This is a genomic window from Streptomyces sp. E-08 (assembly GCF_049913095.1).
Taxonomy (GTDB): Bacteria; Actinomycetota; Actinomycetes; order Streptomycetales; family Streptomycetaceae; genus Streptomyces.
The window spans coordinates 7,918,831-7,938,622 of the sequence record NZ_CP183971.1; the positions used below are offsets into that span (position 1 = coordinate 7,918,831).

The 19,792-nt window shown below is 71.1% G+C and carries 17 protein-coding genes; 12 read left to right on the top strand and 5 right to left on the bottom strand.

Annotated elements, in window-relative coordinates; genetic code table 11:
• Positions 1-291: 291 nt before the first annotated feature.
• Both ACN9MM_RS36200 and ACN9MM_RS36205 read left to right on the top strand, forming a co-directional pair.
• Positions 292-1,419 (top strand): peptidoglycan-binding protein, encoded by a 1,128-nt coding sequence (locus ACN9MM_RS36200; RefSeq protein WP_426368001.1) that lies wholly within the window; start codon positions 292-294, stop codon positions 1,417-1,419.
• A gap of 26 nt (positions 1,420-1,445) precedes the next feature.
• Positions 1,446-2,102 carry a peptidoglycan DD-metalloendopeptidase family protein gene (locus ACN9MM_RS36205; protein WP_426368002.1) on the top strand — a complete coding sequence of 219 codons (657 nt, stop codon included), beginning with the start codon at positions 1,446-1,448 and terminating at the stop codon, positions 2,100-2,102.
• Between the two features lie 460 nt (positions 2,103-2,562).
• On the opposite strand, the gene ACN9MM_RS36210 is transcribed toward ACN9MM_RS36205, so the two are convergent.
• Together ACN9MM_RS36210 and ACN9MM_RS36215 are read right to left on the bottom strand one after the other, a co-directional pair.
• Positions 2,563-2,970 (bottom strand): hypothetical protein, encoded by a 408-nt coding sequence (locus tag ACN9MM_RS36210; RefSeq protein ID WP_426368003.1) that lies wholly within the window; start codon positions 2,968-2,970, stop codon positions 2,563-2,565.
• A 64-nt stretch (positions 2,971-3,034) separates the two neighbouring features.
• Positions 3,035-3,673, bottom strand: coding sequence for a TetR/AcrR family transcriptional regulator (locus ACN9MM_RS36215; protein ID WP_426368004.1), 639 nt, complete (start codon positions 3,671-3,673; stop codon positions 3,035-3,037).
• A 161-nt stretch (positions 3,674-3,834) separates the two neighbouring features.
• Here ACN9MM_RS36215 and ACN9MM_RS36220 point away from each other — a divergent pair, with 161 nt between their 5' ends.
• The 5 genes from ACN9MM_RS36220 (at position 3,835) to ACN9MM_RS36240 (ending at position 9,306) form a co-directional block, all read left to right on the top strand.
• On the top strand, positions 3,835-5,025 hold the full coding sequence (locus ACN9MM_RS36220) for a CaiB/BaiF CoA transferase family protein (RefSeq protein WP_426368005.1): 1,191 nt from the start codon (positions 3,835-3,837) through the stop codon (positions 5,023-5,025).
• Entirely contained in the window at positions 5,025-6,518 is a 1,494-nt protein-coding gene (locus tag ACN9MM_RS36225; RefSeq protein ID WP_426368006.1) for an MFS transporter, read from the top strand. Before ACN9MM_RS36220 ends, ACN9MM_RS36225 begins: the two co-directional genes overlap by 1 nt.
• The gene (locus ACN9MM_RS36230) at positions 6,511-7,944 is read left to right on the top strand and encodes an amidase (protein WP_426368007.1); all 1,434 of its coding nucleotides are present in this window, start codon (positions 6,511-6,513) and stop codon (positions 7,942-7,944) included. The genes ACN9MM_RS36225 and ACN9MM_RS36230 overlap by 8 nt, the downstream gene beginning before the upstream one ends.
• A 386-nt stretch (positions 7,945-8,330) precedes the next feature.
• Complete coding sequence (locus ACN9MM_RS36235) at positions 8,331-8,726, top strand: hypothetical protein (RefSeq protein WP_426368008.1); 396 nt, start codon at positions 8,331-8,333, stop codon at positions 8,724-8,726.
• Between the two features lie 133 nt (positions 8,727-8,859).
• A complete protein-coding gene (locus ACN9MM_RS36240; protein ID WP_426368010.1) occupies positions 8,860-9,306 on the top strand; it encodes a YbhB/YbcL family Raf kinase inhibitor-like protein in 447 nt (148 codons plus the stop codon).
• A gap of 149 nt (positions 9,307-9,455) precedes the next feature.
• Here ACN9MM_RS36240 and ACN9MM_RS36245 read toward each other — a convergent pair whose 3' ends face one another.
• The gene (locus ACN9MM_RS36245; protein ID WP_426368011.1) at positions 9,456-10,769 is read right to left on the bottom strand and encodes an MFS transporter; all 1,314 of its coding nucleotides are present in this window, start codon (positions 10,767-10,769) and stop codon (positions 9,456-9,458) included.
• 186 nt (positions 10,770-10,955) lie between these two features.
• On the opposite strand from ACN9MM_RS36245, the gene ACN9MM_RS36250 reads away from it, so the two are divergent.
• The 4 genes from ACN9MM_RS36250 (at position 10,956) to ACN9MM_RS36265 (ending at position 14,468) form a co-directional block, all read left to right on the top strand.
• Entirely contained in the window at positions 10,956-11,279 is a 324-nt protein-coding gene (locus tag ACN9MM_RS36250; RefSeq protein WP_426368013.1) for a rhodanese-like domain-containing protein, read from the top strand.
• 85 nt (positions 11,280-11,364) lie between these two features.
• Positions 11,365-12,753 carry an MBL fold metallo-hydrolase gene (locus tag ACN9MM_RS36255; protein WP_426368920.1) on the top strand — a complete coding sequence of 463 codons (1,389 nt, stop codon included), beginning with the start codon at positions 11,365-11,367 and terminating at the stop codon, positions 12,751-12,753.
• A 237-nt stretch (positions 12,754-12,990) separates the two neighbouring features.
• On the top strand, positions 12,991-13,572 hold the full coding sequence (locus ACN9MM_RS36260) for a rhodanese-like domain-containing protein (RefSeq protein WP_426368014.1): 582 nt from the start codon (positions 12,991-12,993) through the stop codon (positions 13,570-13,572).
• On the top strand, positions 13,569-14,468 hold the full coding sequence (locus ACN9MM_RS36265) for a sulfite exporter TauE/SafE family protein (protein ID WP_426368015.1): 900 nt from the start codon (positions 13,569-13,571) through the stop codon (positions 14,466-14,468). Before ACN9MM_RS36260 ends, ACN9MM_RS36265 begins: the two co-directional genes overlap by 4 nt.
• Positions 14,469-14,661: 193 nt before the next feature.
• Here the strand turns inward: ACN9MM_RS36265 and ACN9MM_RS36270 are convergent, their stop codons facing one another.
• Positions 14,662-16,023: a chloride channel protein gene (locus tag ACN9MM_RS36270; RefSeq protein ID WP_426368016.1), complete on the bottom strand. Its 1,362-nt coding sequence runs from the start codon at positions 16,021-16,023 to the stop codon at positions 14,662-14,664.
• A gap of 109 nt (positions 16,024-16,132) precedes the next feature.
• Entirely contained in the window at positions 16,133-17,464 is a 1,332-nt protein-coding gene (locus tag ACN9MM_RS36275) for a DUF1254 domain-containing protein (RefSeq protein WP_426368017.1), read from the bottom strand.
• A gap of 472 nt (positions 17,465-17,936) precedes the next feature.
• On the opposite strand from ACN9MM_RS36275, the gene ACN9MM_RS36280 reads away from it, so the two are divergent.
• Complete coding sequence (locus ACN9MM_RS36280) at positions 17,937-19,784, top strand: glycoside hydrolase family 15 protein (RefSeq protein ID WP_426368018.1); 1,848 nt, start codon at positions 17,937-17,939, stop codon at positions 19,782-19,784.
• Positions 19,785-19,792 lie beyond the last annotated feature (8 nt).

Sequence of the window (19,792 nt, forward strand, 5' to 3'; positions counted from 1 at the left end):
CCGTCTGGGGCAACCGCCCACTCCGGTGGCGATCACCAGCCGTGGCTGATTCGCTGGAAGGGGTGGGCCTCCGTACCAAAGTCCTGTCGGGTTCCCTGAACGCCGACTCATCGAAGGGATGGGCGGACGATGGCAGCACCTCAATGGCGGAGACTGGTCGATCAGATCCAGAGCGTTCCCGAGGGTGTGTACGAGACGAACGTGCCGGGGACCGGTTATGACAACCGGACACAGTTCGGAAGGCAGTTCGGCGAGGACGGCGAGCCGTGGTGCGTCATGTTCAACTGGGACATGTACGCCGACGTCGGCCTGGACCACATCGTTCCCAAGGTCAACAACGTTTCCGTCTTCACCGAATGGGCAAGGACGCGCGATCAGTGGTCCGACTACCCCTCCATCGGGGCGTGGACGAACCTGTCCTCCGGCGGCCACACCGAGGTCGTGGTCGGTTTCGACGAGACCCACGTCTACACCAAGGGCGGCAACACCGTTCCCGAGAACGCCGAAGACGCGGGCCAGGGCTACGGCGTCTACTCGCACCGTACGGAGCGGCGCAGCATGAAGGTCGTCGGTTACTTCGCGCCGAAGTTCGAGGACGGCTGTCCGCCCACCGCCGACCCCGACGATCACCGGGGCGGGACGGCCGTCGCCTCATGGCGCTGGGCCGGTCCCGTACTGCCGCGTTCGGACATCGCGGTGACAGCTTCGGAGGTCGTGCTCGGCGCGCGGAACACCTCAGTGAGAATCGTCCAGGGCGCGCTCGCCAAGGAAGTGGGGCTTGACTACGCTGCGGCACCGGGCACGTTCGGGCCGCGTACGAAAGCGGCGGTGGCCGCCTTCCAGCGCAAGCTCGGCTTCACCGAGGGCGACGCGGACGGTGTGTTCGGGCGCTTCTCGCTCACCGAACTGGGCCGTCGGCAGAGGTTCACGGTCCGTGGGCTGAGCTTCTTCGAGCGGCCTATCCTGCCGGACGGAGAGGTCGAAGGGCACTCCGCCATCCCCCTGGCGAGCGTCAAGTTCGATCACGTGCCGGACGGAAGCACCACGGCGGCGGCCAAGGAGGCCTGCCGCATCCTTCGCGTACCGGAGACTCATTGGGTGCCGGGCATCCTGGTCGCCGCCCGGCGCGAGTCGTCGTACCGGTTCAACGCGGTGAACGACTGGGACACCAACGCCACCGGGCCCAAGCAGAGCGACGGCCATCCACGCAACTGCTCCCGCGGAGTCATGCAGGTCATCCCGCCGACGTTCGCCTCGTTCCACCAGCCTGGTACGTCAACGGTCATCTACGACGGCGTGGCCAACATCTGCGCAGCCATGAACTATGTGATGGCTCGATACGGCGTGTACCGCGACGGGACGAACCTCGCAGGCCGCGTCTGTCAGTTCGACCCCAACCGTGGACCGTGCGGCTACTGATCACGGTCCACGAAGGGACGCCCATCATGTCCAAGATCGTACGTCTGTCGGAGCTGCACCCAGGTGCGCACAACGCCAGCGTCCTGGTGGTCCAAGAGGCCCTTGCCCAGGCGGTGGGACTCGACTTCAGCTCGGGCCCGGGTGTCTACGGTGATCGCACCAGAGAGGCCTACGCCAAGTGGCAGCGGCACCTCGGTTTCTCCGGCGCGGACGCGGACGGCCTCCCGGGAATGGACTCGCTCAAGAAGCTCGGTGCCCGTTTCGGGTTCGAAGTCCAGGGCGAAGGGGGGTCGGGAAGGGTGCCCTCCCCGGTGCCCGGGCATCTCGTCACCTACCGTTACGGCATCCAGAATCCGCGGTACCTAGCCGGCTACCACACCGGGGACGACTATGCCTCGGCACTGGGCACTGCGGTGGTCGCCGTACGCGACGGCTCCATCCAGTGGTCCAACGACAACGGTGGTGCCTACGGCCGCTGGGGCGGCCTCCAGGCCGAGAACGGCCGGGTGTACGTCTACTGCCACCTGTCGAAACGGGGCGTCATCACCGGCCAGCAGATCAGGGCGGGCCAACAGCTGGGCAAGGTCGGAGCGACCGGCAACGTCACCGGCCCGCACCTCCACTTCGAGGACCACCCGGCGGGCCCCTTCGTCTATGCCCGTACCCGCAAGCCGGCATGGTGAGGCGGCCGGAGCCGCCGTGCCGCGGGCCAGAGCTCCGGTGATGGCCCCGGCCAGGATGGCGATCGTCGAGTTCGCATGTCGGTCATCGCTGATGGCCTCGGACGGTCCGTCAGCTGGAGCGTCAGCTCGAACAGACGGGGGTACCGCGCAGCTCGGACAAGGCCGACTCGACGCGCAGGTACGCGTCCTCACGGGACTCGTGATCGCCTGCTTCGCGTGCGGCGCCGGGCGCGGCATCGTCCTGGTGCGCCCTGAGTACGCGAGAGCCGCGATCTGGCCCGTGTATGGCCCGGAACTGACGCGGCCCGCGCCGCCGACCGCGAACCGACCGGAGTCCTGAAGCAGCGAGGCCAGTCCGAACGGCCCGCACTCAACAGCACGGGGCCGCCGGGCACTGGTGGCGCGACGGCCCCGAGCGCCGGCATGTGCCGGCGCGCACAGAACCCGGTGGGCTTCGGCGTCAGGGCTTGCGGAAGTCGACGTGCGCCTTCAGGTCGGCGAAGTCCGAGTCGTCTTCGGCGTACGAGGTGAGGTAAAGGCGGAAGTCGCCCTTCGGGATCTCCCTGGGCAGCTGGAAGGTCCAGCTCTGCTTCCACTCACCGGCGGGCGGCCTGGGGTCGCCGGACAGTTTCGCGCCCCAGGCGGCAAGCAGGTCGGGGAGGAGGTACGACTTCGGGATCAGGGTGATCACGCCCAGCTTCAGCTGGAACTGGACCTCGACCTGCGTGAGGTCGACCTGCTCCTTCAACTCGCCGGTCAGGAGGGCGGCCTCGGGGCACGGGTGGATTCCCCGGGGTGCCGGGCGCCGGGTGCGGAGCGAGGCGCCGGCGGGCACATCAGCGCAGCTCAGCAGCGGTGACCGCGACACCACCTGGCGCCACACGTCAGGGACCGCCCTCGGCGTGGGTGGTGATCGCAGGGGTTCCGGCGTGTCACCGCGCCGTCGGATCGTGCGTCTCTTCTGTCGGGGGAGTCCCCGCGAGGCCCGCGACCATTCGGGCGTAGGCGCCTTCGGCGCGTTCGTCGAGTTCGTCGAGGGGGATGCCCGTGTCCCGCGCGTACGCCTCGCGGAAGATCACGTACCCGACCAGTGCCGAGGCCGCCATGACGTGGGCGGCCACCGCGTCGGCGTCCGGGGGCAGGGCGCCCTCGCGCCGGTCCCGCTCCAGGCTGCGCCGGGTCTGGGCGAAGCGGGGCAGTGGGTTCACCCCCTCGTCGCCGTCCAGGGCGAGCAGCGCCTCCAGGCGTACGACCTCGGGTTCGGCGAGCCGGTGCCGGAACATGGTCGCCCTGCGCTCCGCGAAGGGCAGCTCCCAGAACCCGGCGTCCTGCTCGGCCGTCTGGCGGTCCACCAGATCCGCGACCGAGGCACGCAGCAGGGCCTGTCGGCTGCCGAAGTACTGGTAGATCTGGCCGTGGTTGACCCCGGCCTCGGTCGCGATCTCGCGCAGGTTGACGCCCGCGAGCACGCCGTCGCGCTGCAGTAGCCGGCGCGCGGCGGCGAGCAGGTCGGCCTCGGTCTCCTGTCGGCTGCGACGGCGGCGCCGCGGCTTGGCGCCGTTCTCGCTCACGCCTGGCCCCTCGTTCACGCCCGGCTCCCCGTCCATCAGTCGGCTTCTTCCTTCGCGGCGTCTTCCCCAGAGGTCTTGTCCTCTGCGCGACGCCTAGCTTAAGGTCCCGCTAACAACGTTCCGTTAATAACGAAACGTTACTACTGTGTGAGGGGCATCGCATGGCGAATCTTCCGTTGGCGGGCATCCGTGTCCTCGATCTCTCCACCGTCCTCGCGGCACCGGTCACCGCCACGTTCCTCGGTGACTTCGGTGCCGAGGTCGTCAAGGTCGAGGAACCCGGGCACGGCGACTTCACCCGGGGCGCCGCCGGCGGCGGACGCTCCCCGTACTGGGCCCAGGAGGCCCGGAACAAGAAGTCCGTCACCCTGGACCTCCGCACCGCAAGCGGGCAGCGCCTCATACGTGAGCTCGTCCCCCGCTTCGACGTGGTGATCACCAACTACCGTCCGCCCACACTGGAGAAATGGGGCCTGGACCCCGACTCCCTCCGCGTCCTCGCGCCGGACACGGTCCTCGTGTACGTCACCGGGTACGGCCTGACCGGCCCGTACCGCGACCGCGGCTCCTTCGACCGGATAGCCAGCGCCTTCGCCGGACTCACCCACGTCACCGGCGACCCCGACCGGCCGCCCGTCCGCAGCGGGTACTCGACCATCGACTACATGGCCGCCTACCTCGGCGCCTTCTCCGTCGTCACCGCCCTCTATCACCGCGACACCGCGGGCGGCGGCGGCCAGGTCGTCGACCTCGCCCTCTACGAGGCAGGCTTCCGCGCCTCCGAAGACGCCCTGACCGCGTACGCCACGACGGGCCGGGTCCGTGAACGGCTGGGCAACCGCAACCCGCTGATCGTCCCCGCCACCGACTTCACCACCGCTGACGGCCGGCGCCTCTCCCTGCACGCGGGCACCGACCCGCTCTTCCGTCGCCTCGCCGCCGTCATGGGCAGCCCCGAGTTGGCCGACGCACCCGAGTACGCCACCCGAAGCGCGCGCATCGAGCACGCGGACCGGCTCTACGCGCTCATCGCCGACTGGGTCGCCGGGCGTACGGCCGACGCGCTCACCGAGCTGCTCAACGACGCGGGCGTCCCCGCCTCGCCGCTGATGAGCATCGCCGACATCGCCGCCGACCCCCACTACCTGGAACGCGGAAGCCTCGTCCACGTCGAGGACCCCGAGTTCGGCGCACTCCCCATGCCCGCGCCGATCCCTCGCCTGTCGGAGACGCCCGGCAGCATCCGTTCCACCGGCCCGGCGCTCGGCGAGCACAACACCGAGGTCTACCGGGAGCTGCTCGGCCTCGGCCCCACCGAACTCGCCGCCCTGCGGGCCGACGGAGTGATCTGATGAGCACCACCGAAGCGTCGGCCGCCGCGGTGACGCTCGGAGCCCGCCTCGACCGGCTCCCGCTCGGCACGTTCCACCGCAGACTGGTCCTCGCCCTCGCGGGCATGATCCTCTTCGAGTGGGTGGAGACGTACTCCTTCGCGTTCGTCGCCCCCGCCCTGCGCACCCAGTGGAACCTCTCCCTGACGGACATCGCCGCCGTCGCCGGCATCGCCTCGCTCGGCGCCTTCGCCGGCGGCATCCTCGGCGGCCGGCTCGCCGACCGGGCCGGACGGCGGCGCACCATGCTCGTCTTCGTCACCGTCTACTGCGCGGCAACCCTGCTGTGCGTCCTGGCCCAGAACCCCTGGCAGCTCATGGCGGCGCGCTTCGCCGCGCACTTCGGAACCCAGGGCATGGCCGTCGTCGCCATCGTCGTCCTGACGGAGTTCGTCCCGGCCGCCCACCGGGGACGGCTACAGACGTACAAGGTCGTCATCGGCTCGCTCGGCATCCCCGTCGCCGGCTGGGCAGGCTACCTCCTCGTCCCGCAGGGCAGCTGGGGATGGCGGGCGGTCTTCGCGCTCGGGCTCTTCGGGGGCGTCTTCGCCTGGCTGATCCGGCGCTGGGTACCGGAAAGCCCGCGCTGGCTCGTCGCCCGCGGGGAGTTCGCGCGGGCGGACGAAATCGTCCGCGCCATCGAGCGGCAGTGCGGAGCGGGGCCGGCGGGGCGGGAGCCCACGGCCACGGGACCCGGGCCGATGGTGTCCGCGGCAGCCGGGCCCGCGGGGTCCGGACCAGCCGATCCCGCGTCGGTACACCCTCTGCCAGGACCTTCGCCGGCCCTCGCGCCGCCGCGTCTGCGGGACCTCCTCGACGGTGCCCACCGCCGTACCTTCCTCGTCGTCTCGGCGATGTGGGCGACCGGGCTGCTCACCTACTCCGCCTTCCAGACCTGGACGCCCACGCTCCTCGCCGAGAACGGTCTCGCACTCGACGACACCCTCCTCATGTCGGCCGTCCTCGCCACCGCCGCGCCACTCGGCGCCCTGCTCTCAGCTCCGCTCATCGACCGCTGGGACCGGCGCGTCACCCAGTTCGTCCTGGGCCTCCTGAGTGCGCTCGCACTCCTCCTCTTCGCGCTCGTACAGGCACCCGCCGCCGTCCTCGTCCTCGGCTGCGCCGTCAACGTGCTGTTCCAGATGACCGTGCCGTTCCTGCAGGTGTACTCGGCCGAGGCCTTCCCCACCCGCATCCGCGCCCTCGGCTCCGGCACGGCCAACGCCCTGTCCCGGGTGGTCAACCTCGCCGCTCCCACCCTGATCGCCGCCGTCTTCACCGGTCTCGGCTACAGCGCGGTCTTCCTCTTCCTGGCCGGTCTGGCCGTTGTCGGCGGAGTCGTCGCCGTCACCCTCGGCCCCCGCACGACCGGACTCAGCCTCGAAGCCACCGCACACGCCGAACCCCGTACCCCGCCCCCTCCCCGCAACCCGGAGCACGCCGCCCATGACTGACACGACCGACCTCTCCTACGCCTCGGCCACCGAGCTCATCGCTCTGATGCGGAGCCGCGCCCTCTCTCCCACCGAGCTCATGCACCACACCCTGGACCGCGTTCGCGAGCACGACGGCGTCCTGGGGTCCGTGGTCCGGCTCGATGCCGAGCGCGCCCTCGCCGAGGCCGCCGACGCCACCGAGCGCATCGGCCGTCACGCCCCCGCACTCGGCCCGCTCGCGGGCCTGCCCGTCCTCGTCAAGGACGGCGAGGACGCCGCCGGGTTCCCGACCAGCCACGGCACCCGTGCCTTCCGCGACAACCCGCCCGCCGTCCGGGACTCGGTCCATGTCGCCCGGCTCCGCGCGGCCGGCGCGATCGTCATCGGCAAGACCAACCTGCCGCCCATGGGCGCGGGCGTCCACACCGCCAACGAGGCCTTCGGCATCACCCGCAACCCCTGGAACACCGACCTCTCCCCGGGCGGCTCCAGCGGCGGTTCGGCCGCGGCCGTCGCCGCCGGGCTGGTCGCCCTCGCCACCGCGGGCGACGGCGGCGGGTCCACCCGAATCCCCGCCGCCCTCTGCGGACTGGTCGGTCTGAAGCCGAGCCGGGGCCGCATCCCACAGGGCCCGTCCCGGAGCACGCACTGGCCCCGCAACACCGTCCTGGGCTGCGTGACCCGCACCGTACTGGACACCGCTCTCCACCTGGACGTCGCAGCCGGCCACCACGCGGCGGACCCGTTCTCGCTGCCGGCGCCCGGGATCTCCTATCAGCAAGCCGTCACAGCACACTTCGAACATCAGCCGCGGGTCCGTGTACTGCGCACCTTCGGCGTCGCCGACCCGAAGCCCGCACAGCTCGCAGCCCTCGAAAGGGCGGCGGACGCGCTGCGCGCCCAGGGCCTCCACGTCGTGGACGACGACGCCGCACTGCCCGGCGCCGACGACTTCCCCCTCCTCGCCCAGCTCAGGCAGAAGGTACTCGCCCGCGCCCGGCTCACCAGCATCCTGGAGACCTTCACGGCCCGCCCAGAGGACTTCGAGCCGTGGTTCGCGGCCGTCCTGGAGCAGGGCCGCGCGGTCACGGTGGAGGAGATCGCCCAGTACTGGGAGCACCGGGCGCGCCTGGACCAGTGGGCGGCCGACCTGTTCACCGGCCACGACCTCCTGCTCACCCCGACCGTACCGACGACGGCCTGGTGGGCGGAGGGCCCCGACCTCGCGGAGGTGATACGCGAACGGACCGTCCCGATCGCGTACACCTCCGTCTTCAACGACACCGGCCACCCGGCGATCAGCGTCCCGGCCGGACAGAGCGACGGGCTCCCCTGCGCCGTCCAGCTCGTGGCGCGCCACCACCGCGAGGATCTGCTCCTCGGAGCGGCAGCCCTTCTGGAGACGGCGGGAGGAACCCACCCCATCAGGACCGCCGCCCGCTGACGGCCCCGCTCAGTCCAGCGAGGCGCCACACCTGTGGCGCCTCGCACTGGGCATCGGAGGGCAGCAGGACCGACGGCCCCGGGGCGGGCCGGGTCGGCGGCGGACGCCTCGCCCTACTCCTGGTGGCGTCTTCTACCGCAACGCGTTCACCGGCGACGGCATCCCGCAGATCGGCGTGGTGTGCGCGGCCGACGTCACGAGCCTTGTCCTGGTCGCCGCTTTCACCCTGCTCCTGCGCCGCCTCATGCGGCGTGACCCGATCGAGTACTGAGAAGTTCCCGCCGGTGACGTTGCCCCCGCCCACGACCGTCGACATCCCGCGGTCGTCCCCGTTCCGCCCACGCCCCCGCCCACGCCTGCGCCTTCGGCCCTTCGGTCTGGCTCTCGTGCGGCTCTTCGTGCTCGCGAACCGGTTCCTGCTGCTGTGGATGGTGCTGTCCTCGCTGCGGGACGCCAGAGACATCTTCGCCCGCCCCTGGTCACTTCCGACCAGCGTGCAACTGTCCAACTACGCCGTCGCGTTCGACTCCGGATTCGGCCACGCCGCCGTGAACACCATCCTGGTGAGCTCGAGCGCGGCTGTGCTCTCCGTGGTGCCGGCCGCCCCGGCGGCCTATGCCCTCAGCCGTCGGCTCAGCGGCGCGGCAGGACCGCTGACGACGCTCTTCGTCCTGGGCCTCGGTGTTCCGGGCCAGGTCCTTCTCATCCCCGTGTTCTTCATGTTCAGCGCGGTCGACCTGGTCGACTCGCTTCCGGTCTGTGCGCCGCGTACACCGGTTTGAGCGTGCCCTTCACCGTGTTCCTGCTCACCGGGTTCTTCCGGGTCGACATGGTCGGGCCGGGTGGCCTCGGCCGTTCGGGGGATATGCGGTGTGGACCGGTGCCGGTGGCGGCGTAGAGGGTAGTGCGGCGCGCATGAACGGAATGCAACTCAGCAGCACCGCGTTCGACGACGGAACGGTGGTCCCCCGCCGCTACACCGGGGAGGGAGACTCACCGCCCCTGACCTGGTCGGGAGTGCCCGGTGAGGCTACGGAGCTGGTGCTCCTGTGCGAGGACCCGGACGCGCCGGGGGCGACCTTCCTGCACTGGCTGGTGACGGGCATCGACCCGGGCACCACCGGGGTGGCGGAGGGCCAGGTGCCCCAGGGGGGCCTGCCGTGGCCCAACGGCTTCGGGCAGGCGGGCTGGGGTGGGCCGATGCCTCCACCGGGGCATGGGCCGCACCGCTACTTCTTCCGGCTGTACGCGCTGTCCGAGCCGCTGCCTCTGCGCGGCCACCCGGGCGCCGAGGCCGTGCACCGTGCCCTGAGGGGCAGGGAGCTGGCCTCCGGGACCCTGTTCGGGACCTATCAGCGCTGAATGTGTCCGGGCTGGTCGCTTCTTCGCTGCTCGCGGCCGGCGCCGTACAGCCGCAAGGTCGCCGGCTTCCCCAGGTGGAGCCGGAGAATCCTGCGTCTGCCCCGGTCCTCGCGATCGACACGGGTGTTGCTACCGAAGGTGACGGGCCATCACCCCGGCCCCGGCCGAGCCCGCGAGGTTCGGGGGTGGTCGGTCATCCAGCGGGCGGCGAGGAGGCCCGAGGCCGCCGTGAGGACGGCCGCCGCGAGGACGGTGGCGTCCAGGCCCAGCGCGTCGGCGAGGACGCCCGCCGTCAGGGCGCCGGCGGCGTAGCCGATGTCGCGCCAGAACCGGTACGTGCCGAGGGCGTGGGCCCGCCAGGAGGGGTGGGCGTGGTCGGAGACGGCGGTGATGAGCGCCGGATAGACCAGCGCGGTGCCGAGGCCCAGGCCGACGGCGGAGACGACTCCGGCGAGAAGCGGGCGGTCGAGGAGTACGAGGGCGAGGAGGAGCGCCGCCGCCTGGACCAGCATGCCCGTCACGACGAGCGGCTTGCGGCCGATCCGGTCGGCGAGGTGGCCGGCCGGGATCTGGCCGATGCCCCACAGGAGCGGATAGAGCCCCTTGATCAGGCCGATCGCGGCGATGCCGAGTCCGTGGTCGGCGAAGAGGAGTGGGAAGACGCCCCAGGTCAGGCCGTCGTTGAGGTTGTTGACCAGCCCCGCCTGGCTGGCGCCGCGCAGGGACCGGTCGCGCCATGACGTAAGGGCGAAGGTCTCCTTGAAGGACGGCCTGCCGTTCTCGCCGCCCCGGGGTGCCGGGTGGCGGGAGAGTTCGAGGGCCAGGTGGGCGGCGGTGTCCTTGGCCAGGAGGGACAGTCCGAGTCCGGCGGCGAGGAAGACCGCGCCGATGAGTTCGGGGGTGGGGCGCAGCCCGTAGTGGGTGGCGAGACAGCCGGTGAGCAGAGCGGTGGCACCGACCGAGACGTAGCCGGCGGCCTCGTTGAGTCCGGTGGCGAGTCCCCGGCGGCCGGGCCCCACGAGGTCGATCTTCATGTTGACGGTCATCGACCACGTCAGCCCCTGGTTGACGCCGAGCAGGACGTTCGCCGCCACGATCCACCACCACGAGGGCGCCCAGGCGAGGACGAACGGCACGGGTGCGCCGATCAGCCAGCCGGTCAGCAGGAGCTGTCTTCGCCGGAAACGGGCGGTGAGCGCGCCGGCGGCCAGGTTCGTGAGCGCCTTGGCCAGGCCGAACGCGACGATGAACGAGAAGACGGCCAGGTTCCCGGCGAGCCCGAAGACCTCGGTGCCGATCAGGGGGACCGTCGTCCGTTCCAGACCGACGAGCGCCCCGACCGCCGCCGTGACGAGGACGAGCAGGACGAACTGCGTCCTGTTCTCCCGCAGGCCCAGACGCACGGTGCCGGGCGAGGGGGTGACGGGGGGCGGGGGCCGCCTCGCCGTGATCCCTCGTGTCATCTCGATCTCCCGTCTGTTTTGATAACCGCAGACCACCATACCCCTACGGGTATTTTTACCCGCCCCGTCCGCAAGGGGTGGGGCTGTGCTGTGTAATACCCCTAGGGGTATTTGACTTCCCTCGTCGCCTCTGCTTACAGTCGACGGCGCAAGTACCCCGGGGGGTATTCGAAAGAGTGATCTTCCATGCATGAAGTGGATCTGGACGTCTTCGCCTCCGAGCTGGCGGAGGGCGCCTTCGCCATCGACGTACGGGAACCGGACGAGTACCGCGCCGGCCACGTACCGGGGGTCCGCACCGCACCGCTCTCCGAGCTCGGCACCCACCTCGCCGTGCTCCCCGCCGACCGGCTCGTCTACGTGATCTGCGCGAGCGGCAACCGGAGCGCCTGGGCCGCGGAGCATCTGGACGCCGCCGGATTCCGCGCGGTCTCGGTCGCGGGCGGCACCTCCGGGTGGGTCCGTACCGGTCGCCCGGTCGTGCGCGGCACGGACGCCCGGGCCGCCTGAACGGTCGGCCGCCCGCCCTCAGCGCATTTCTTCCCGTCTCGCGGTGCTCCGCTCCGCGACCGCCTTCTCCGTCGAAAGGTTCGCCGTGTTCTTCGCCCAGTACTACCTCGACTGCCTGTCCCAGGCGTCGTACATGATCGCCGACGAGCAGACCGGTCAGGCGGTCGTCGTCGACCCGCGTCGCGACGTGTCGGAGTACCTCGCCGATGCACGGGCGCACGGGTTCACCGTGGTCGGCGTGATCAACACCCACTTCCACGCGGACTTCGTCGCCGGCCACCTGGAGATGGCCGACGAGACCGGCGCGTGGATCGGTTACGGCTCGCGGGCAGAGACGGAGTACCCGGTCCGTCACCTCGCCGAGGGCGAGCGGATCGCCCTGGGCGACGTGGTGCTGGAGGTCATGGAGACACCGGGGCACACCCCGGAGTCGATCAGCGTCCTCGTCTACGAACACGCCGCCGACACCGTCCCGTACGGCGTCCTGACGGGTGACGCGCTGTTCATCGGTGACGTCGGCCGACCCGACCTGCTGGCGTCGGTGGGCGTGACGGCCGAGGAGCTGGGCGGGATGCTGCACGACAGTGTGCAGAACAAGCTGATGGGCCTCGCGGACGAGGTCCGCGTCTTCCCCGCCCACGGCGCGGGCTCGGCCTGCGGGAAGAACCTGTCGACGGAGAGGTCCTCCACGATCGGTGACCAGCGGGCGACCAACTACGCCTGTGCCCCGATGGGCCGGGAGGAGTTCGTCGCGCTGGTGACGGCGGGACAGTCCGCGGCGCCGGGCTACTTCGCCTACGACGCCGACCTCAACCGCAAGGAGCGCCCCCTGTACGACTCCGCCGCCACGGCCCGGCCGCTGTCCCTGGAGGAGTTCGCCGGGCTGCGGGCGGGTGGCGCGGTGGTGGTCGACACGCGTGATCCGCAGGAGTTCGCGGCCGGGCACCTGACCGGTGCGGTGAACGTGCCGGCCGACGGCCGGTTCGCCGAACAGGCCGGCACCGTCCTGGACCCCGCGGACGAACTGGTGGTGATGGCCCCTCAGAACCGGGAGGAGGAGGTCGTCACCCGCCTCGCCCGCATCGGCTTCGACCGTGTCGTGGGCTACGTCCGCAACCCCGAGGACGCCCTGCGGGTGATGGAGGGCGAGGTCACCCCCGCCAGCCGCCTCACCGCCACCCACCTCAAGGCCGCCCTCGCCGGAGACAACCCGCCGCTCGTGGTGGACGTGCGCACCTGCGGCGAGCGCGAGGCCAACGGCTTCATCCCCGAGGCCCTGCACATCCCGCTGAGTGAACTGCCCTCCCGGGTCGGCGAACTCGCCACCGACCGGCCGCTGGTCCTGCACTGCGCGGGCGGCCACCGCTCCTCCATCGCCGCCAGCCTGCTGCGCCACCGCGGCATCGAGGACGTCTCCGACATCCTCGGCGGCTGGGCCGCCTGGGCCCTCGCGGCCGAATCCGTCAAGGTCTGAGCGCGCCCGACCGTCCACGAACCGCCGGCCGTCACGGCTCCGGGTCCTTCCCGCCGTGCACCGCCGGACGGTCGGCGGAGGCGACGGCCGCACTGCCCCCGCTCCTCCGCCCCCGCGTCGCGGGCGGGGCCGCACCGCCCGCCCGCGACGAGCCCCTCACCCCTGTCTGCCTGAGCCGTCACCGCGGCTCACTGCATGCTGCATACCCCCACCCGTATACGTCTTCCGGAGTCCCGCATGAGCGCCGAGCGCACCATCCAGTCGATCACCCCCGCCGTCCTGCACCGTCTCGTCCAGGAGGGCAACGCCCCGCGCCTGATCGACGTGCGCACCCCGGGCGAGTTCCGCACCGCCCACATCGCCGGCTCGTACAACGTGCCGCTGAGCACCTTGCGCGAGCACCACGCGGAGCTGCGTTCGCACCTGGACGAGGAGGTGGTGCTCGTCTGCCGTTCCGGACAGCGGGCGAAGGAGGCCGAGCAGGCCCTCGCCCAGGCCGGTCTGCCCGACCTCCGCGTCCTGGAAGGGGGCATCACCGCCTGGGAGGCGGCGAGTGCTCCCGTGGAGCGGGGCCCCGAGCGGTGGGACATGGAGCGCCAGGTCCGCCTCGTCGCGGGCTCGGTCGTCCTGGCCACCGGCCTCGTCGGCATCGCCGTCCCGGGCGTCCACCTCATCGGCACGGCGATCGGCGCCGGCCTGACCTACGCCGCGCTGAGCAACTCCTGCGCCATGGGCGTGCTGCTCTCCAAGCTCTCCTACAACCGCGGCCCGCGCACCGACGTCCGCACCGTGATCGCGGAGCTGCGGAGCGCGTCGTGACCGCCGTCATCATCGCGGCCTCCCTCCTGATCGGCGTCAGCCTCGGCATCCTCGGCGGCGGCGGGTCCATCCTCACCGTCCCGATCCTGGTCTACCTCGCCGGGCAGGAGACCAAGGAGGCCATCGCCACCTCGCTGTTCGTCGTCGGCGTCACCAGCCTCGCCGCCCTGATCCCGCACGCCCGCGCCCACAGGGTCCGCTGGAAGACCGGACTGCTCTTCGGCGCCTTCAGCATGGTCGGTGCCTATGCCGGGGGCCGCGTCGCCGAGTACATTCCCGGCACCGTCCTGCTCGTCGCGTTCGCGCTGATGATGCTCGCCACCGCCTACGCGATGCTCCGCAAACCGCGTGACGGGGCGAAGAAGGCCCGGCCCGCCCACCGTGACCTGCCGCTGAAGCACATCGCGGTCGAGGGCGTCGTCGTCGGTGCCGTGACCGGCCTGGTCGGTTCCGGCGGTGGATTCCTCGTGGTTCCGGCCCTGGCCATCCTGGGCGGACTGCCGATGGGCATCGCGGTCGGCACCTCGCTCCTGGTCATCGCGATGAAGTCCTTCGCCGGACTCGCAGGTCACCTCTCCGGCGTCTCCATCGACTGGGGCATCGCCGCGACCGTGACGGTGGCGGCCGTGATCGGCAGCCTGATCGGCGCCCGCCTCGCGGGCCGCATCCCGCAGGACGCGCTGCGCAAGGCGTTCGGCTGGTTCGTCGTGGTCATGGGCTTCTTCGTCCTCGCCCAGCAGCTCGACACCGCGGTGTGGACCCACCCCGTCACCTGGGCCGTACTGGGAGCCGTGGGGACCGTCGCGGTCGCCACCCGCATGCGGAGGCGCTCAAGGGCGTTCCACCCCCGGCCGAGGGTCCGTGCCGGTGCCCGTCAGGGCGCATCATCGAAGTGACGTGAGAACGCATGCCTCCAGGGGCGTGCCGGGTGGGCGAAGGAACACCCGTGGTGCCGCCGCACGCGATCAAGGTTCCTCACGCGCTCCCGCGCCGACGCGGAGAGCGAGCCTCGTGAGAGCGAGGCCCACCCGCGGTGGGCGCCACGTGCGGCCGGTCCGAGGCCGGCCCTGACGTGGGCGGGACGTTGCGTCACCGCGTCGCCGGTCCTACCGGTGCGGGAGCCTGCGCCCGGCCGGTCGGCGGCGGGCTGAGTCGCTTCGACACGACGTAGGCGACCACGACCGTGACGATGACGAGCGGCATGACGGTGAGGCCCTGCGATCCCAGCAGGAGCGTGGCCAACAGCACCGAGGTCAGCGGGAGCCCGAGCATGGTGACCGACATGGCTCCGATCCCCATCGCGAACGCGGGGGTGAGTTCCAGCCCCGGTAGGTGGGACAGCGCGATCCCGCCCGTCGCCCCCAGGAACATCGCCGGGAAGATCGGGCCTCCTCTGAACGCGCTCAGCGAGGCGCAGTACGCCAGTCCCTTGCACACGATGAGCAGGGTCAACGTACCGACGGAGTATGAGGCGCTGTTCGCGAGCAGCGGGCCCAGGGCGCTCTGCCCCGAGTACAGCACCTCGGTCGCGGCCTTCCCCGTGCCTTCGGCGAAGGCGATGGCGAGCCCTGCGACCACCAGGCCCATCAGCACGGTGGCGGTCACCCGGTGCCGCTCGACACGGGGTTGCGCCAGGAGGGCGAGCCGCCGGATGCCCGTGCCGACGAGGGCCGCCGCCAGTCCGATGACGAGTGCCCAGCCGAACTCGGTGACATCGGGCGTGTCGGCGTGTGGGACAGCCGGCAGCGCCAGGGAGTACGTGCCGAGACCGGTCCAGCTGTCCAGGCCGACGAAGACGAGCGAGCCGACGCCGGCGGCGAGCAGGCCCGGCACCAGGACGATCCCGAGCATCGGCCCGCCGATTCCCGACGCCTCCATGAGGAGGAACGCCCCGGTGAGGGGTGACCCGAGCAGGGTGCTGACCGCGGCGAAGCTTCCGGCGGCGCCGACCACGGACCCGACCTGCTCCGGCAGGTCCGGCTTGACCAGGCGTACGAGCCAGACGGCCGTGCCGCTGCCGAGGGCGATGAGCGGTGCCTCGGGACCGAGGACGGCACCGAGGGCCAGCGTGGCGGCGGCGGCGACGAAGATGCCCGGAAGTTCGAGCGGCTTCGGCGCACCGGCCGTCGACAGACCCTCGGCGGGCTTGTGACCGCCGGTCCCGGGAAGGTACCGGATGGTCGCTCCGACCAGCAGGCCTGCGACGGCGAGCAGCGGCAGGGGCCACCAGGGAGGCGTCTCCCGGAATCCCAGCGCCTTGGGCAGGTCGGTGTACGTCCAGGTCTGGAGCTCGCCGACCAGTGCGAGGAAGCCGTACGCGGCCGCGGAGATCGGCACTCCGAGCGCCGCGGCGATGACCAGCAGCCCGACGTATCCGCGGGTCCTGACCAGGGCGAAGGGATCCGTCGGTGGCGGCTCGCCAGGTGGTCCGACAGGACTGTCGGCCGACATGCGCATCAGCTCCTTGGAGGACGGTCCAGCGGACGACCACGGGACCGACGCGGCTCGACGAGCGGCGTCCGGTGCCGTGGCGCGACGAGGAGGCGACCAGGGCCTGGGATCAGCTGGTGCGTCGCAGGGGCGGCGGGGTCCAGTCGCCGGTGAGGGCGGCCTGCTGGGGCCAGTACAGGCGCAGGAAGACGTTGAAGCTGCCCGCGGGTGCGGGCAGCCAGTTGTTCTCGCGGTCGGCTCCGGGGCTGTCGTGCTGGACGTGGATGTCCAGGGAGCCGTCGGGGTTGGTCCGCATACCGCTGCGGTCGCCGATCGCGTAGCGGTTCAGCGGGTTGTCGGCGAAGAGCTGACGCTCGTTCATCATCGTCAGGGACCAGAAGCCGTCGACGGGCGGGGCTTCGCCGGCTTCGAAGTGCAGCACATAGGTGTGGGCACCGTCGAGAGGCCGGCCGTCGGCGTCGGTGGTGGCGTGCGGGTACAGGGCGTCGGCGTCGAGGTTGGCTCCGTACCCGAACCGGGTGATGACCGCGCGCTTGTCGTAGTCGGTTCCGTAGTCACCCAGGCCTCGGTGGACGGTCCACCCACCGGACTTCGCGGACTCCGCTCGGGCGAGCAGATCACGCAGGACCTCCGGGCCGCGCCGCGCACCCGCGTCCAGGATGGCGAGCTCCTCGGGGGACAGGTCGTCCAGGCTCGCGCCGGCTGCGATGCCGAGTTTGGCGAAACGACCCAGGGACGGGGCATCGGCAGGGGCGGGAGGGTTGTCCACCATCATCCGGTTGAGGAGAGCGAAGTACTCGCGGCCGCTGAGAGCGTGGACCTTGTCGACGGGCGGCGTCGTGGGGTCGGCCCCGGTGGGAACAGGAACGTCGGTGGGAGGGGTGTAGTCGTCGGGGTCGCCGGTCCACTCCGACAGGGGGATCAGCCGCGTGCCGTCCTGGAGCCGGTTGACGGACGGGAAGTCCGACGGGCCGCTCGTCGCGTACCGGGCGATGATCCAGTTCACCGCGGTCGGCGACTTCAGCAGGGTCAGGCCGGACGGGGTCGCTCCCGACCAGGACGGTCCGGCGATCAGGAACGGGCCGGCGGACGGGCCGTGCTCGCGTCGGCCGACGACGGCGCAGACATCGGACCAGGCGTCCAGGATCGGGACCATCCAGAATCGGTCGCCGAAGTCGGGCAGGGTCAGCACCAGAGGCTGATCCGACAGATCGAGCCAGGCACTCGAGTACAGGGTGTCGGCGTTCGGCGACACGACCTCGGTGAAGGAGGCGTCCGGGGTGGCGCGCATGTAGCAGAACTGGTTGACCGGGGCTTTCCGACGCGCGTCGTCCCGGGCCGGAACCGCCGTCATGGAACCCTTGGTCATGGCTGCCGTGACCAGCGGGTACCCGTAGATCCACGCCTCCGTGGCCAGCTTCTCGAGTGACTCGTCTGCCATCGGTATCTCCCAGGTGCTCTGCGAACTCCGTCGGCCCGACGCTACGAGTGCCGACTGCCTCCTGCGCGGCGGGTCCGCCGAACGGGCGACGCATGAGCGGGCCGCGGATCCGACCGGCCACGAGCAGTGTCGACCGCTCGGCCCAGGAGCAGGAGGCCGCTGACGACCTCCACCCTCGCGCGACAGGGTGGCCGACGCCCATGCTGTGCGGGGCACACCTCTCGCCGTCGTCACGGAGCCGTTCTCATGAGGCGCATGAGCACGCGGCTCCCTCAGTGGGAGCGCTGCCACCTCACGGTAGGACCCTTCTCGGGGCGGCGCAGCGGCCGAGCTCCCGTCACCGCCCGATGCGAATCGCTCGCCAGGACGGGACGACACGGTCGGCCTAAGCTGGCCGAATGGTGCCCGGACCGCCTCGGGCGCTGTGCGACGGTGCCCGAGCGTTGTCCGACGGGGCCGAAAGGGGCTCAGGATGGATGACTACCCCCTGATCGAGAACCACGGTCTGATCGGTGACCTGCAGACCGCGGCCCTCGTGACAACCGATGCGACGATCGACTGGTTCTGCTGTCCGCGCTTCGATTCGCCCAGCCTCTTCGGCGCCCTGCTCGACCGGCGGAAGGGCGGCCACTTCACCGTCAGGCCGGCCGCGGACTCGTACACCACCAAACAGCTCTACCACCCGGACACCGCCGTGCTGGTGACGCGCTTCATGACCGAGGCCGGGGCGGGCGAGGTGGTCGACTTCATGCCGGTGACGGGCACGACGGCGACCGACCGCCACCGGCTGGTCCGCATGCTGCGCTGCGTACGAGGCAGCATGACCTTCGAAGGGGAGATCGCTCCGCGCTTCGACTACGGGCGCAAGCCCCACGAGCTGCACATCACGGAGCACGGAGCCCTGTTCACCTCGGAGGACCTGGACCTCGCCGTCCACGCCGTCCGTGAGCCGCAGGACGACCGGCTGCTGACCAGCCTCTCGGGTGACAACGACCTCCGTTTCCGTCTGGCCCTGCAGGCGGGGCAGCAGCGCGGCGTGGTCTTGGAGTCGTCTCCCGCCGGGCCGCCGCACGAGGTCAGCGTGGCGGAGTTCGAGCAGCTCTTCGACGAGACGGTCGGCTTCTGGCGTTCGTGGCTCGGCCAGTCCACCTACTCGGGCCGGTGGCGGGAGGCGGTGGAACGTTCGGCCGTGGCCCTGAAGCTCATGACCTACGCACCGACGGGTGCCCTGGTCGCCGCGCCGACGACGGGTCTGCCGGAGCAACTGGGCGGAGAGCGCAACTGGGACTACCGGTTCACGTGGATCCGTGACGCGTCGTTCTCGGTGTACGCGTTGCTGGGACTGGGCTTCAGGGAAGAGGCGTCCGCGTTCATCGGCTGGTTGCACGACCGGGTCAAGGAGAAGGCCGGCGAGGGGAACGGCACCGGGCCGCTGAACATCATGTACCGCGTCGACGGCACCTCCGATCTGGTCGAGGAGACCCTGGACCATTGGGAGGGGTACCGCGGTTCCGCGCCGGTCCGCATCGGCAACGGAGCCGCGAACCAGCTGCAACTGGACATCTACGGCGAGGCGCTCGACAGCATCTACTTCGCGCACCAGCACGGCATGCATCTCGACACCGGGGGCTGGACCGCGCTGCACACGCTGCTCGACTGGCTGGTCGACCACTGGGACCAGCCCGGAGAAGGGCTGTGGGAGACCCGCGGCGGCCGGAAGGACTTCACCTACGGCCGCGTGATGTCCTGGGTCGCCTTCGACCGCGCCCTGCGGATCGCCTACGACGACGGCCGTCCCGCGGCCGGCGGTCACTGGGTGGACGCGCGCGACGAGATCTACGCGCAGGTCCTCAGCCGGGGATGGGACCCCGGGAAGCAGGCCTTCGTGCAGCACTACGGCGACGACGTGCTCGACTCGTCGTTGCTGCGCATGCCGACGGTCGGCTTCATCACGCCGGAAGACCCGAAGTGGAAGACCACCCTTGAGGCGATGGACCGTGAGCTGGTCAGCGACAGCCTGGTCTACCGCTACAACCCCGAGGCGTCACCCGACGGACTGCGCGGCTCCGAGGGCACCTTCTCCCTCTGCACGTTCATGTACGTCGACGCCCTGGCGCGGGCCGGACACACCGACATGGCCCGGCTGGTGCTGGAGAAGATGCTCACCTACGCCAACCACCTGGGCCTGTACTCCGAGGAGATCGCCCTGACGGGGCAACAGCTGGGCAACTTTCCCCAGGCCTTCACGCACCTGGCCCTGATCGACGCGGCCATCACCCTGGACGCGAGGCTCAAGGGAGCACGCGGGGGCGGGAGGTAGTAGCACGC